Origin of the sequence: Paraeggerthella hominis, from assembly GCF_021044775.1 — a bacterium.
Lineage (GTDB): Bacteria > Actinomycetota > Coriobacteriia > Coriobacteriales > Eggerthellaceae > Paraeggerthella > Paraeggerthella hominis.
The window spans coordinates 138,997-152,971 of the sequence record NZ_JAJNOQ010000005.1 but is presented as its reverse complement, the minus strand read 5'-3'; the positions used below and the strand labels follow the sequence as shown (position 1 = coordinate 152,971).

Here is a 13,975-nt window from a genome sequence, read left to right as displayed (position 1 = left end):
GCGCAGTTCAAGGCGAACTGAACTGCGCCCCTTTTTGTCGTTGGTGGGTGCTTCAGGCTTGGCGCTCGATGCGATGCGATGCGATGCGGCGGTCGGGACGGGGCGCCCATGTTCTCCGTCCCCCGGAATGAGGCTTGCATACGACTTGCGCGCGAAAAACCGCTCCCGCTGGCAGGTTTTGACGGCTTGAGGTCGTTTGGTCCGGCGGGACGAGCGCCCTTGGGAACCTCATCCGACATCACAACGCTCTGATCAGGTAAAATAAAAAGTGAGCAAAGGGGTGAGACAAGCGGAGTTCATCTCGACGACCTCAAGCCGTCAAAACCTGCCAGCGGGAGCGGTTTTTCGCGCGCAACCTCTTGATTGGGGTAGCGACGAGGGGCGCGCTGCCGGCTGGCGGGGCCCCGCCAGGTAAGGGGGCGCTTGTCGACAACGGCGCGCTCCCGACAAGCTGCCAACGGCGCTCCGATTGGCAGCAGGACGCTGTCGATCGGGGCCAACAGGATGCCGGGCAGCGCCCGCCGCCCGTCGTCGCCCGGCAACACCCCGCCAGTCCCCCCAATAAAACGAAGGCGGGGTCATCGACCTCGCCTTCGTTCTGCCATGCGGTTGGGAGCTGTTACAAGCTCGCTGCTTCGAAGCGGCGTTTGAGAGCTTCCTGGTGGATGCTGTACTGCAGGGCCATATCCTTTGTCACGCGGCCTTCTTTTACCAGGTCGAACAAACTTTGGTCCATGGTGCGCATGCCTTCCGCGCCGCTGGCAGCTATCACGCTGTCGATCTGGTGCGTTTTCTCTTCGCGAATAAGGTTGCGAATGGCGGTGTTCGCGAACATGATCTCGAATGCAGGCACCGCGCCGCCGTCGATTGCGGGAACCAGCTGCTGGCTGACGATAGCTTGCAGCACCATGGACAGCTGGATGCGGATCTGGCGCTGCTGCGAAGCGGGGAAGGCGTCGATGATGCGATCGACCGTGCTGGCTGCGCCCGTGGTGTGCAGCGTCGACAGCAAAAGCTGCGCCATTTCGGCAGCGGTCACGGCGGTGCCGATCGTGTCGTGGTCGCGCATCTCGCCAAGCAGGATCACGTCGGGCGCCTCGCGCATAGCCGACCGCAGCGCTTCGGAATAGCTGGCCACGTCGGTGGGCACCTCGCGCTGCGTCACGATGCAGCTGCCGTGCTTGTGCACGTATTCGATGGGGTCTTCCATGGTGATGATATGGCCGCTGCGCTCGTGGTTCAGCCGATCGACGATGCAGGCAAGTGTGGTTGACTTGCCTACGCCGGCAGGGCCGGTGACCAGCACCAGTCCCTTTTGCAGCTGCGAAAGGCGCAGGACTTCCTCCGGTATTCCCATCGCTGCGGGGTCGGGCAGCCCAAAGGGGATGACGCGGATCACGGCGCCGAGCGACCCGCGTTGACGGAAGATATTCGCGCGGAAACGCCCGATTCCGGAAATGGCGAATGAGAAATCCTCGTCGTGATTGCCGTTGTCGAGGAATCGATCCATGTTGCGCCCGGATACTTCGTAGATCGCGCGCACGAACGCTTCGGTGTCGGCGGGCTTGAACGGGGGCGTGTCCAGCCGAACTTGCTGACCGCTCGCTTCGTAGGCCAGGGGAAGCCCTGCTATGATGAAGACGTCGGACGCCTTCGCGTCAACCATCTCCTGCAAAAGCTGTTCCAGTTTCATGGTGTCTCCTATCGTGTTTGAGCGGCGCCCGACCAGAGCGTTTCGCCCGAGCTCGCGTTCGTCCACTGCGTCGTTGCTTTCCATGCCGTTATCTCGTACGTTGCGTTGGCGCGCACGGTTAGTTCGATGTCCAACGCTCGGCCGCTTTCGGTGCTGAACTTCGCCGAAACGGTCGTTCCTTCGCGCTTGGCGTTGCTCGGCAGCATGCCGTCCACCGCAACGAGGGCGGCGTCGAGGCTGCCGCCTGCTTTCCGTACGCTTGCCAGCGTTTCGTCGACGTTTGCGAGCAGATTCTGTGCTGCGCTTTCGTTGACGTAGGTGTCTGCGGTGAACGCCGCCTGCTTCTCCGCTGCCGCGTACGTTGCCTGGGCCGTGCTGATGGACAAAACTCCCAGTACAGCCAAACACAAGACGGTCATCAGGGTAAACAGGCTGATGGGTCCGATGCGTACCGATCCTTTCGATCTGCTCATCAAGCCTCCTCTGCGCCGGTCGAGTAGCGGGACGTGTCCAACGTGTATACGGTTTCGGCACCTTGCGTTACTGCGATATGGGCGGTATACAGGGTTCCGCCGCCCTTGTCATGTTGCTCTACCGTGCGGTTGACCTGGTACGTTGTGCTCTCGTCTCCTGCATCCGGCGTACCGTCGACTTCCACCAGGCTACCGTTTGCAATGGTGAACGATGCGGTCATGTTCCCCGATGCTGGGTCGGCTGCGAACGCTTCGGCATTGTTCGCAGCAATCGTGACGGCGTTTGAAAGGTGGTCGGCTTCCGTTCCGCGCTCGTGCGCGATTCCCGTAAGCTGAACCACCACGGCAAGTGCGGCCATCAGAAATGCAAGAAGCACAAGCGATTCAACGATGAACGCGCCGCCATGCCATGAACGGCGGTTCTCTTCGCGTGCGCGCCTGTGGCGCGGAATCTGCACGACCATCATGAACCCCCTCGGACGCTGCGCAAGGCGACGGAGGTCGAGCCCTGGTCGGTGTGCACGGTTAGCAGGCCGTTCTCGTATGCGAAGTCGAATCGCTTCGATTTCACGATTTCACGCGCTTTTTCCGGCGTGAAGGCGGCGTCGGCGCGAGCGTATTCTTCGACGATCGATCCTTGGTAGGCGTACAGTCTTGTTTCGTACACGCCGCTTTCCAGGCGCTCGGTCAGCACGAGCGCCGACCCCTCCGGTCCTTCGGCCACTCCTACAGCGTCGGTCGCATCGTTTGCGCGAATGGAGTTTCCTATGAGCGACAATCCCAGACGTGTTTCGTCGGAGGCGGTGCGCACGGCGTTGATGGACTTGTACGCGTTCGTTCCTACAAGCAGCGAGATCAGGAGAAACAGCGAAAGCACCGCGAACAAGATCGTGATGAACACGCGGTCGCGACTTTGGCTCGGGCGGCTTGCGGCTTGACCCGGGTGCGTTGCCTGGACAAGCGCCTGTGCTATGTTGTGGTTGCCGTTCATTTTGCCAGCACCACGACGTTGGGCATGACGTTGTCGGCGAACACCTCGTAGGTGATTGCGTAGTCGCTCCGGTTTACGACAAGCCCGTAGTTTTTCTCGAGATACGCCAAGGACGGCGGATAGGTGCCCTCGATCGCGCAGCATTGCTTCGCGCTGTTCAGTATGGCGTTTCGCACCGAAAGCTCGCCTTGCTCGCGTAGGGTTGCGCTGACGAAACCGTAGGCGACCCAAATGAGCGCCGCTGCGGCAACGATGGCGAAAAATATCGACATACGTTTGCGCGTTCGCTTTCTGATCTCCTGTTTTGTCATCTCGCGGTACATGGCGTTATCCGATCGATCCCATGATGCCGATAAGGGGCAGCATGACGGCTATCAGCGTTGCTCCCACGCTGACGGTCAAAAAGGCCGCCAAGGTGGGCTCCACGCTGTCGATGAGGCGATCGAGGCGGATGGAGGAGTCGTCGAAGAACGTGTCCGACAAGCTGGCCAGCACGGTTTCCAGGCTTCCCGAGCGTGTGCCTACCACGAGCATGCGCGCATAGACGGGCTCGAACACGTTGTTGTCGAATACTGCTTGCGCCAGGCTTTTGCCGAGCGACGGGTCGGTCATTTGGCCGCGCACGTTCTCAAGCTGGGATTTCAAGGCGGGATGGTCGACCATGGCAACGGCGCGCTCCATAGCGGTGTCGGTGTTTACGCCGGCTGCGACGAACGTGGCGAGTGCGGCCGTGAACCGCCCGACGGCCATTTGACGCAGCGGTTCGCGCGTGAGCGGCATGCGTTCGAGCAGCCGGACAAGCTTGCTGCGGCCTTGGGGCGAGCGGCTGGCGACGATGCCAACAAGCACCAGCACCGTGCAAAGCAGCGTAATGCCCAAAGCGGTCCATCCGATGATGATGGACGCGTTCACGTAAGCGAAAGATCCGCTGGTCAGGTTGCCAGTCAAGCCGGTGTAAACGTCAACGAACACGGGCAGGATGACGGCTACGGTGAACAGCAGGATCACCGTCATCACGGACAGGAGCGCGGCGGGGTAGGCAACGGCGCTTTTGGTTTTAGCGTACAGGCGGTCTTCTTCGTCGTAGTACTTCGCCAGGCTCCACAGCACGTTCTCCAAGCGTCCCGAGTGTTCGCCGGCGGCAACCATGTCCACCACGTGATGGGGGAAGCTCTCTGACTTTTCCAAAGCCTCAGCCAGTGATTTCCCTGAGATCAGCTCTGCATATACGCTGTCGCAGGCGTTCTTGAACGCGGCGTCCTGCATGTTTTCGCCTAGCAGGTAGACGGCTTCGTCCATCTGAATGCCGGCTGAGTGCATGACGGCGGCGCTTTCGCAAAATGCGGCGATCGCACTGCTTTCGAGCATCTTCGTGGCCATGTCCCTACTCGCTCCTTATCTTGCCCTCATGCGCAAACTAGCATGTCAGTACGTGTAACGATCGGTGTAGCCGGTTCCGTCTCCGACGTAGCTTGACGCGCCCCCTGCGGCAAACGTGGTATCGATGCGCGTCCAGGTGTTCTGCCTGACGTCGATACCGGCGCCGATCCACGTGCCATCAATATATATCATGTTCCATGCATGGTATATATTATCAGGCGAGACGTTTCCGGTGATTATCTTGCAGGGAACGCCTTGGCTACGAAGCATAGCCGCTGCGAGGGATGCGTAGTCGAAGCAGATGCCGGTTTTGGCGTTGATGGTTGCGTCGGGGGAGGGAACGTATCCGGTTGCGTCGGCAAGTGCAGCGGCTTTCTCCTCGTCGTACGCTACATTGTCCACGATCCAAGTGTAAACGGCGCGCACCACGTCGCCTTGGTTCTGCGCGTTGGCGCATAGCTCGTTCGCCAGTTTTGCCGCGGCGCTGTCCGGTCCGTAGTTGCAATAGACGCTGGGCCTGATGAACGGTTGGAACTCGTCGGAAAGGGCCACGTTTTGATCGGGCAGGCTGGCCAGTTCGACATAGCGGTTTCCCGACGTGTTCTCCCATACGGTGAAAGAGTAGGTTGCGTTGCCCTCGCTGAGCGGGCACGATATGGGCGTACCGTCGTTGGGGAGGTCGTAGTTGTACTCCAGACCCCCGCTTTTCACTTGGAACTTCAATCGAGATTGCGATGTGGCGCTGACCGAAACGTAACCCTCCGAAAGATGGGAAGCGTCTATGAGCGCTCCGTCGAGGTTGGTCGCGGCCGATGCGTCGAAGGGGGAGAGGGCGGGTTCGGTCTGCGTGAAGGCTGGCCCGGAGGTTTGCCCCTGGTTGCCGCTTGACGGAGAGTCGGTTCCTCGGCCGCTTTCGCTGCAGCTTGTCAAAAGAACCAGGAGCGCGCAGGCGAACGCGGCCGCGCGCAGGCAGCGGAAGATGCGGTGCGCGCGAATTCTCCGGGGCATGGAAGCCGCCGATTTCGCAGACTGTCGACAAGGGACGACTATCGCAGCGTCTTCCTGCATGCACGCCTTTCTGGGGTTGAGCCGTATTGGGCATTATACCGCTATGCTGCAGCGTGGATCGCAGGGTACGCCAAGCTGCGGGAAAGGCATGGAGGATGTGTTGTTTCGAAGGGCGCCCCAGGGCTCGATTTGCTTGTTTATGTACGTTCATCAGGTTTTACCGCTTATTCAACAGTTGGGTAAACAGCCGAAAAATGCACCCGACAAAGAGACATTTGAACGCTTGCATGGTAAACTAATTAAGGGTTTGTACGGTTTTCGCATGAACGGAAGCTCGGGCAAGCCTACCACGGGAGTCACGAACACGAGCATGCTCGATAACGTAACGGCACACTGACAGGGGAAGCGCTCGTCGCGCTTCGCATCGTGCGGGCTAGTTGCCCGGCGCAAGCGTCAATCCGGAATGGCGATCCGGTAGAAGTGTGGGTGATACGTATGCTAGAGAAGATGCTCGATCTCAAAAACACGTTTGAAGGCAAATGCCTGGCCGTGTTCATGGCGGTTGTCATGGTTTTGACCATGACGAATTTCGCGGCTTTTGCCGAAGGCGGCGCCGACGGAGCGTCGGCTGGTTCTTCTGCGCAGAAATCGGCGGAGACCATTGAGGCCTCTCAGGATCAGCAGGCGGTTCAAGACGCCGTGCAGCACGGTGCCGATGCCGCTGGATCTGACTCGTCCGCATCGCAGGCCGGGCCTATCGTTGCGCCCGAGGTTGACGAAGCGGTGGTCACGTTTGAGGCCGAGCATGCCTACGTGTCCGTGAAGGACCAGATTCTTTATGCCAAGACGCTTACAACCGAGCTGCACAAAGAGCTGAAGTTCGCCGCTTCGGCCGATACGGGCTACAGGGTTTCCCAGGTTGTTGCACGCAACTCCGCGAGCGAGAACGTACCGGTTCAAGAGATTGACGGCGGCTACGCCATTGCCGCCGAGCACGTGGACAGCACGCTGGTGGTTACCGTGAACGCCGAGGCCGTGGAGGCCGAGCAGCCTGCGCCGGCGCCCGAGACCACGCCTATTACCGGCGACTCGAAGGTTGATACGACTGGGAATTCCAATGCTCCGGCTGTTTCTCTCTCCCAAACGGTCGGTGCGACCACGGTCTCTTTGGAGGCGCCCGCTGGCGTGCTCCCTGCGGGCGTTGCCATGAAGGTCGTTCCGCTTGGGGGCGAGGACGTTCGCCAAGTTGCCGAGGAGAAAGCTTCGGCCGAAGGAAAGAAGCTGGTCGGCTTTGTCGCCGTGGATGTGACGCTGTTCGACGCCGCGGGGAATCAGATCCAGCCTAAAGGCGACGTTTCCCTGACGTTGGCGAACGCTGATTTGAAGGCCGGGTCCACGTCTTTGTATCACTCCGAGGGCAATATAGCAGACGTTGAGAAGGTTTCCGATGGAACTCGGGCGACGTTGAGCCATTTGTCGCCCGTTCTTGCCGTCGATGCGGTGAGCGCTGCGTTGCATACGGTCACGTTCACTGCTGAAGGAAACGATCCCATTTCGAAAAACGTGGTAGAGGGCGAAATGTGCCCCGAGCCCAACGATCCGACTCGCGAGGGGTACGACTTCCAGTATTGGTCGACGAGCGAGGATGGAAGCTCGGGGGCGTTCAACTTCGATACGCAGATCAAGGCCGATACGGTCTTGTACGGCGTATGGAAGGGCGCGACCGTCGATTACACGCTTGTGTACAACTTCGAGCATGCGAATATTGCCGGCGATGCCGGCACGAATACGAGCAATTACTCGTTTAGCCAGCAAGTTACCATGCGCGCTCAAGCGGGGAGCACGGTGTCGGGCGATAGCTTGCGGGCTTCAGGTCTTTTGAATCCCAATCAATACAGCGACCTGGCTAAGTACGGATACTACGCGTTCGGCGATACGACCCAGATTTCCGGCACGGGCTCCACGGTAATAAACGTGTATTACAAGCGTACGCTGTATACGGTGCAATTCGATCTGGGCAGTAGCAGTTCTCGTTGGATGAGCTTTGACGGTGTTCTGTACAGTGGAGGCTGGAACTCCAGCAAGTATTCGTTTGCAGCAAAATACGAGCAGTCTATCGGAAGCCTTTGGGTGTCATCTAAGAATGCGACGTTTTGGAGCAACCGGAATCAGGGCTTTGCCGGGTGGACCGGCTTCGGCTACAGCACGTTCGTGAGCCATCGTTTTACGATGACCGAAGATATCATAGCGAGCGCCAACAACGATAAGGTGATAACGGCGACAGCGTCGTGGAACACGGTGTCGCGAAGCCAGGTAAACTACTGGCTTGAGGTGGCGGATCCCTCTAATCTTCCTGCGGATGCGAAACAAATGCCGAACGGCAAATACTACAGCGCTCTTAACGAATATACGCAAGAGCTGCTTCACAGCGGAAGCCTAAGCGCGAAGACCATCGGCGGGTTTTCCAAAAAATCGGACTACAATACAGATCCTGTCTGGGAATGGGACGGGAGCCAGTGGGTGTCTACCTACAACTTCTATTATGATCGCAATGCATACACCTTGTCCTTCAACTCCATGGGCGGAAGCTTTGTTCTCTCTAAAACGGTCTTGTACGAAGCTCCTATGGCTCAGCACGAACCTGACGACCCCACTCGCGAACATTACGTATTCAAGGGATGGTATCTGGATAGCGACTATATGCTGCCCTACGATTTCGGTACAGCCACTATGCCGGGCAGCAACGTCCAATTATATGCGAAATGGGAGTCCTCCCAATACTCCGCCAAGTTCTACACGCACGAGGGAGATGGGACCCCGGTAAAGACGCAGGGTATTGCTCAGGGCGAGTACATCAAAGATCCTGGGGTGTACATTGTGGGTCAGGGCTATGAGGGTCTGGGCGAGTTTCTTGGATGGTACTGGTATCTTCCGGGAACCGATCGCCTGGTTGCCTATAGCTGGGAGACGCCTGTATCCGGTGATGTGACCTTGTACGGGCGCTGGAAAACCGATGGGTTTTCTTTGACGTACGACAAGGGGATCGGTTTCGGAAGCGTGCCTGTCGATACTAACAGCTACGCGCTTGGCGTAAAGGCTCCTGTAAAAGACGCTTTGCTTTCTGCGTCCGGCAAGACATTCGTCGGTTGGCAGGTTGACGGATCTGGTCGCACGTACTATCCGGGGAACACTATCAAGATGAACGGCGATACAAAGCTCGTTGCTCGTTACGTGAATCCTAGTTTGGCGGTGAGCCTTGTCTTCAATGCTAACTACGGGAGCAACCCTGCTACGGAAACATGGACGGCTGAAAAGAACGATTATGTAACGCTGCCTGACAGTATGTTTGACAGGGCAGGGTATTCTTTCGCGGTTTGGAACACGAAACCTGATGGTTCGGGCAGGTCTTACTCCGTCAGCGAAGTTCTTTCGCTGACGGGCAACACCACGCTGTACGCTCAATGGAAGGAAAGCAAGCCTGTAACTTACACGTATACCGCTTTGACGGGCGGGTCGGTAAGCAGTGCTTCCGAAACGATCGCTCCTGTAACGGGCATCGCTTCTGGCTCGACGGCTTCGCCAGATTCTGGGTATAGATTTGACGGCTGGTATGACAACGCGGAGGCATCGGGAAATCCGATTTCCCGTGACGCGCGTTTCGTTCCTTCTAAGGTAGACGGCGTTTATGCCGGGGGCAGCTATTGGGCCCGCTTCGTCGTCGATGAAACCCAGACCTACGCGGTGAGCTACGCCACCGACGGCAACGGCACGGCCGACCCCGCCGACAACCGGGGCATCCAGGTGCTCGGCACCTCCGGCGTGACCGGCTCGACCGCCGCGCCCGCCCCCGGCTACAAGTTCGAGGGCTGGTACAAGGGCGACGCGCGCATCGAGGGGGCCGGGGCGGCGCTGAGCGCCGAGCTGGCCGCCGCCAACGTCGACCGCGACGGCGACCTGTACAAGGCGACCACCTTCACGGCCAAGTTCGTCCCCGACGACGGCCAGACCTACGCGGTGAGCTACGCCACCGACGGCAACGGCACGGCCGACCCCGCCGACAACCGGGGCATCCAGGTGCTCGGCACCTCCGGCGTGACCGGCTCGACCGCCGCGCCCGCCCCCGGCTACAAGTTCGAGGGCTGGTACAAGGGCGACGCGCGCATCGAGGGGGCCGGGGCGGCGCTGAGCGCCGAGCTGGCCGCCGCCAACGTCGACCGCGACGGCGACCTGTACAAGGCGACCACCTTCACGGCCAAGTTCGTCCCCGACTTCTCCACGCTCAGTGCAAGCGGCTTCGACGTCACCTACGACGGCGCTCCGCATAAGGTGCTGCTGCACGGCGTTGTTCTGCCCGGCGATACAATCGAATATTGGGTTGGCGACACGCAGCTTGCTGCCAACGAGTTCGTCAATGTGGCGGATTCCACCGAAGTTACCGTGAAGGTGATCCGCGGAACCCAGGTGTGGACCAGCAATTCGGTAACCGCCAGAATCACTCCCGCGCCCGCCACCATCAAGGTTAACGACTCGTCCAAGAAGTTCGGGGAATCCGACCCTGCCTTCACGGGTGCGGTCGAAGGGCTGATCGGCTCCGATTCGCTGGGCAATGTGGTTTACAGCCGCACCAACAACGATGAAGCTGTCGGTTCCTATGCAGGTGTCCTTACTGCTACGGTCGACAATCTCAACGGCAACTACACCTATACGGTGGAGCCGGGCGACTTCTCCATCGAGCCCGCAGACGGCAATATCGTTCGCATCACGTCCGATGCCGAAGGTTTGACGAAGGTCTACGACGCGCAGCCTGTATCCGTTACGGCCGAGGCTGACGTCGAGGGCTCCACGCTGCTGTACTCGGTGGACAACGGGGCAACCTGGTCTGAGAGCAATCCGTCGTTCACGAATGCCGGAACGTACACGGTGCACGTGAAGGCCACGCATCCGGGGTACCGGGAAACGGCTCCGGTGAGCGCGACCGTTGTCATCACCCCTGCGCCCGTCACCATTACGGTTGCCGATGCTTCCAAGGTTGCAGGTGCCGCCGATCCGACCTTCACCGGCACGGTCGAGGGCCTGGTGGCCGAAGGCGATCTGGGCGACGTGGCCTACGTCCGTCCCGGCGGCGAAGAGGCCGTGGGCGTGTACCAAGGCGCTCTGACCGCTCTGTTCACGCAGAATCCGAACTACGCGGTTTCCGTGATCAACGGTACGTTCACCATTACGGCTCCGCCGATTCCGCCGATTCCGCCCGACCCGGTCGAGCCTACTCCGACGCCTACGCCGCTGCCCGAACCGGGCACGGTTCCTCCTGACAGCCCGCTGGCGCCTATCGTTGCGCCCATCGTGGACGTGCTCGGGGGCGCTGCCGAAGCGGTCATCGGCGACAACGAGACCCCGCTTGCTCAGCGCGAAACCGAAATCTCCGATGGGGAAACGCCGCTTGCTGGTCACGATCATGCGTCGTGCTGGGTGCACTGGTACATCATACTGGGCATCATTGTCACGGCCATATATTCCGCTTGCGTGACGCTGCGTCGCAGCCTGTTCTCTCGTAAGCTGAAGCAGTACGAAGACAACCTGACCGGGGGCGGTGACCCCGCTCCCGGCGCGCCTTCTCGGTTCGACGACGAGGCCTCCGCGGCAAACGTTTCTCAGGGTGCTCCTGCGGGGACGGTTGCAGCTGCCGGGTTGAACGAGTAGGGAAGGGAGGATACGCATGAAAAAGAGCAACGTCATCGTCTTTGCCCTGCTTGCGGCAATCTCGGTATTTCTGCTGTGGCTGTGGTACTTCTTGGGCTTTAACAGGGTCGACGATCCGCTTGACCTGGTTTTGTCCATCGTATGGTGGGCGGTTATCGCGGTTTCCATCGCGGTCATCGTTCGCGCGGAGCGGGTTCGCCGTCGGCGCATTAGAACCGTGTACGTGGGCGACAATGCCACGTTCAACAGCGAAAAGGGGCTTATGCGCTTTTCGGAGGGGGAGCCCATGCAAGACGTGGTAGCTTCCATTGTTGAAAACTTGAAGTACGACTTCACGCGCGAGGAGTTTCCCGATAAGGAAGCGTTTCAAGCGAAGTATTTCGTGCGCACGAAGGAATTCCGGACGGAAGAAAACCCCGAGGCCGTAAAGGACCAGTCGATGGAATCTGCTCAGACCGCATTGGATTCCTCTGCGTCCGCGCGCCGCGCATGGACGGGCGAAGTGGTCGTTGCGGCCACTGGCGAGGAAAAGCCGTTTGGAACGCCCGAAGAATTGGCTGCTATTTTGACCACGCTAGGAGCTGCGGCTTAAAAGCCGCCTTTCTGGTCGCGCTTGCATCGACAGCCCTTCCGGCGAAGTTTCTGGAAGGGCTGCTTCTTAGCTTACGCGACATCGTCGTTTGATCATGGTTCGACCGCGTGAGTCCTGCGGTGCAAGTTGGGTAGACGCTTCTCTTGCTTGCAGGGCCTGGTAGGCTTTTGAACGTTTAATTGCAAGTAGAATGGTTGTGATTCTCGTATGAGGAGCTATCGACTTAACGACATCGAGGAATTTCCCGACCTGCGTCATCTGCTCGAACGCAGCGCGCGGCTCTTTTCGGGTAAAACCGCATTTGCCGAGCTGTCGCGTTCTTCGGGGCTGCGCGAAGTGAGCTACGCTTGCTTTCTCGAGGACGTGCGGGCCCTGGGCACCGCGCTTTTGGAGCGCGGGTACGCCGGCAAGCGCATCGCGCTCATCGGGGAAAACTCCTACGCGTGGATTCTTGCGTACTTCGCGATCGTCAACAGCGGGATGACGGTGGTTCCCTTCGATAAAGAGCTTTCCTGCTCTGAGATCGTCGACCAAATGGCAAGGGCGAACGTTGATGCGCTGTGCCATACTGCATCGTACGCGCCCGAGGCGCGTCGCGCGGCCGATGCGTTGAAGGAGCGCCGCGGGCTCGATGTGGAGCTTTTTGACATGGGGTCGTTGTCTGCGGGCGAATTGGCATGTGACCTGCTTTCTTGCGGGCGAGATCAGATCGCGCTCGGCAACGATCGGTACGCGCGGGTTGAACTGGATCCGGATGCGGTGTGCTCGATTTTGTTCACATCGGGAACCACGGGCGTGAGCAAGGGCGTTTTGCTGAGCCATCGAAACTTCGCATCCAATATAAAAGGGGCTTGCGAGCTGGTGCTTTTCGGCCCGCAGGATACGCTGGTCTCCGTTCTCCCCATCCATCACGCCTACGAGGACATGGCGGGCATCTTCTGTCCGTTGTACTATGGGTGCACCGTGGGGCTCTGCTCCGGTTTGAAAATGCTCCCGAAATGCCTCGACGCGTTCAAGCCTACCATTCTGTGCTTGGTCCCCCTGTACGTCGAAACGTTCAGAAGCAAGATTCTTCGCGCCGCAAAAGAGGGCGGCCGCGAACGACAGCTTGCTTTCGCCTGCAAAGCAAGCTCGCTGCTTCGGCGCATTGGCGTCGACGTTTCGGACAAGTTGCTCGCGCAGCCCCGGGAGGCGTTCGGCGGGCGTCTGCGACTTGTCATCTGCGGAGGAGCGCCGCTCGATCCAGCCTATGCGCCGTTTTACCGCTCTCTCGGCATCAATCTTATTCAAGGGTACGGCATCTCCGAATGTTCTCCCATTGTTTCGGTCAACCGCAACAACGAGTTCAAAGACGATTCCGTTGGCCGCGTGATTTCGTGCGCGCGCGTGCGGTTCGACGAAAGCGGGCAGATTTGGGTCAACGGCCCGTCGGTCATGGCGGGGTACTTGGATGAAGAAGCCGAAACGCTGGTCGACGGTTGGTTTCCAACGGGCGATCTGGGACGTTTGGACGCGGATGGGTTTCTGCACATCACGGGTCGGTGCAAAGACATCATCGTCCTGAGCAACGGCAAGAACGTTATGCCTCAGGAAATCGAGCGTGCTTTGACGGCGTGCGATTCCGTGGCCGAAGCGGTGGTTATCGGCGGGCCTGGAACGGGCAACGGTTCCGAGTGCTTGGCGGCGCACATCTACCCGGACTTTGAAGCTATCGGGTTGGATGCGAAGTCTCCAGAAGCTGCGGCGGCCGCTCGGGATCGGGTGCGCGCCGATATCAGGCGCGTTAACAGGGGCCTGGCGTTTTACAAGCGCATAGCAACGTTTGCGGTGCACGCCGAGCCGTTCGAGAAAACGACAACGCGCAAGGTAAAGCGGTTTTTGCTCGTTGAGGATACGAAGGGAATGGTACATGTTTGATCGCGTTCAAAGCATCATCCAGGGCTACATCCAGCGCGACGACCTGGAGATCACGCTTGATACCGACGTGCTGAGCGACCTGGGCATCAACTCGCTTGAGTTGGTGGAGCTGGTGTGCGCGTTCGAGATGGAATTCGACCGGGAGATACCGGAAAAAGACATTCGCCAGTTCGTGACGGTCGAAGACATCGTGCGTTATCTGGAAGCGATCGAAGCGTAGG

At 59.4% G+C, this 13,975-nt stretch carries 11 protein-coding genes; 4 read left to right on the top strand and 7 right to left on the bottom strand.

From position 1 onward, the window contains the following. Positions 1–619 precede the first annotated feature (619 nt). The 7 genes from LQE90_RS07300 to LQE90_RS07270 form a co-directional block, all read right to left on the bottom strand. Complete coding sequence (locus LQE90_RS07300; RefSeq protein ID WP_114566518.1) at positions 620–1,693, bottom strand: type IV pilus twitching motility protein PilT; 1,074 nt, start codon at positions 1,691–1,693, stop codon at positions 620–622. Between the two features lie 8 nt (positions 1,694–1,701). Further along, positions 1,702–2,166 carry a S4A5 electrogenic sodium bicarbonate cotransporter 4 gene (locus LQE90_RS07295; RefSeq protein WP_114566519.1) on the bottom strand — a complete coding sequence of 155 codons (465 nt, stop codon included), beginning with the start codon at positions 2,164–2,166 and terminating at the stop codon, positions 1,702–1,704. Beyond that, entirely contained in the window at positions 2,166–2,633 is a 468-nt protein-coding gene (locus LQE90_RS07290) for a hypothetical protein (protein WP_231088245.1), read from the bottom strand. Before LQE90_RS07290 ends, LQE90_RS07295 begins: the two co-directional genes overlap by 1 nt. Then, positions 2,630–3,067, bottom strand: coding sequence for a DUF4860 domain-containing protein (locus LQE90_RS07285; protein ID WP_231088244.1), 438 nt, complete (start codon positions 3,065–3,067; stop codon positions 2,630–2,632). The genes LQE90_RS07290 and LQE90_RS07285 overlap by 4 nt, the downstream gene beginning before the upstream one ends. Positions 3,068–3,153: 86 nt before the next feature. Beyond that, positions 3,154–3,429 (bottom strand): hypothetical protein, encoded by a 276-nt coding sequence (locus LQE90_RS07280; protein ID WP_225748662.1) that lies wholly within the window; start codon positions 3,427–3,429, stop codon positions 3,154–3,156. A 55-nt stretch (positions 3,430–3,484) separates the two neighbouring features. Continuing rightward, entirely contained in the window at positions 3,485–4,537 is a 1,053-nt protein-coding gene (locus tag LQE90_RS07275; protein WP_114566522.1) for a type II secretion system F family protein, read from the bottom strand. Positions 4,538–4,582: 45 nt separating this feature from the next. Beyond that, positions 4,583–5,545 carry a transglutaminase domain-containing protein gene (locus LQE90_RS07270; protein WP_225748663.1) on the bottom strand — a complete coding sequence of 321 codons (963 nt, stop codon included), beginning with the start codon at positions 5,543–5,545 and terminating at the stop codon, positions 4,583–4,585. A 495-nt stretch (positions 5,546–6,040) separates the two neighbouring features. Here LQE90_RS07270 and LQE90_RS07265 point away from each other — a divergent pair, with 495 nt between their 5' ends. The 4 genes from LQE90_RS07265 to LQE90_RS07250 all read left to right on the top strand — a co-directional run bounded on the left by LQE90_RS07265 (position 6,041) and on the right by LQE90_RS07250 (position 13,974). Next, positions 6,041–11,245 (top strand): InlB B-repeat-containing protein, encoded by a 5,205-nt coding sequence (locus LQE90_RS07265; RefSeq protein ID WP_216529041.1) that lies wholly within the window; start codon positions 6,041–6,043, stop codon positions 11,243–11,245. A 16-nt stretch (positions 11,246–11,261) separates the two neighbouring features. Then, positions 11,262–11,837, top strand: a complete 576-nt coding sequence (locus LQE90_RS07260; protein ID WP_216529042.1) for a hypothetical protein — start codon at positions 11,262–11,264, stop codon at positions 11,835–11,837. Between the two features lie 207 nt (positions 11,838–12,044). Beyond that, positions 12,045–13,754, top strand: coding sequence for an AMP-dependent synthetase/ligase (locus LQE90_RS07255; RefSeq protein WP_216529043.1), 1,710 nt, complete (start codon positions 12,045–12,047; stop codon positions 13,752–13,754). Further along, complete coding sequence (locus LQE90_RS07250; protein WP_216529044.1) at positions 13,747–13,974, top strand: acyl carrier protein; 228 nt, start codon at positions 13,747–13,749, stop codon at positions 13,972–13,974. Before LQE90_RS07255 ends, LQE90_RS07250 begins: the two co-directional genes overlap by 8 nt. Position 13,975 lies beyond the last annotated feature (1 nt).

Excerpts from the sequence above, each read along its gene's own strand:
- LQE90_RS07300 (WP_114566518.1), bottom strand. The coding sequence starts at position 1,693 with ATGAAACTGGAACAGCTTTTGCAGGAGATGGTTGACGCGAAGGCGTCC.
- LQE90_RS07295 (WP_114566519.1), bottom strand. The coding sequence starts at position 2,166 with ATGAGCAGATCGAAAGGATCGGTACGCATCGGACCCATCAGCCTGTTT.
- LQE90_RS07290 (WP_231088245.1), bottom strand. The coding sequence starts at position 2,633 with ATGATGGTCGTGCAGATTCCGCGCCACAGGCGCGCACGCGAAGAGAAC.
- LQE90_RS07280 (WP_225748662.1), bottom strand. The coding sequence starts at position 3,429 with ATGTCGATATTTTTCGCCATCGTTGCCGCAGCGGCGCTCATTTGGGTC.
- LQE90_RS07275 (WP_114566522.1), bottom strand. The coding sequence starts at position 4,537 with ATGGCCACGAAGATGCTCGAAAGCAGTGCGATCGCCGCATTTTGCGAA.
- LQE90_RS07270 (WP_225748663.1), bottom strand. The coding sequence starts at position 5,545 with ATGCCCCGGAGAATTCGCGCGCACCGCATCTTCCGCTGCCTGCGCGCG.
- LQE90_RS07265 (WP_216529041.1), top strand. The coding sequence starts at position 6,041 with ATGCTAGAGAAGATGCTCGATCTCAAAAACACGTTTGAAGGCAAATGC.
- LQE90_RS07260 (WP_216529042.1), top strand. The coding sequence starts at position 11,262 with ATGAAAAAGAGCAACGTCATCGTCTTTGCCCTGCTTGCGGCAATCTCG.
- LQE90_RS07255 (WP_216529043.1), top strand. The coding sequence starts at position 12,045 with ATGAGGAGCTATCGACTTAACGACATCGAGGAATTTCCCGACCTGCGT.
- LQE90_RS07250 (WP_216529044.1), top strand. The coding sequence starts at position 13,747 with ATGTTTGATCGCGTTCAAAGCATCATCCAGGGCTACATCCAGCGCGAC.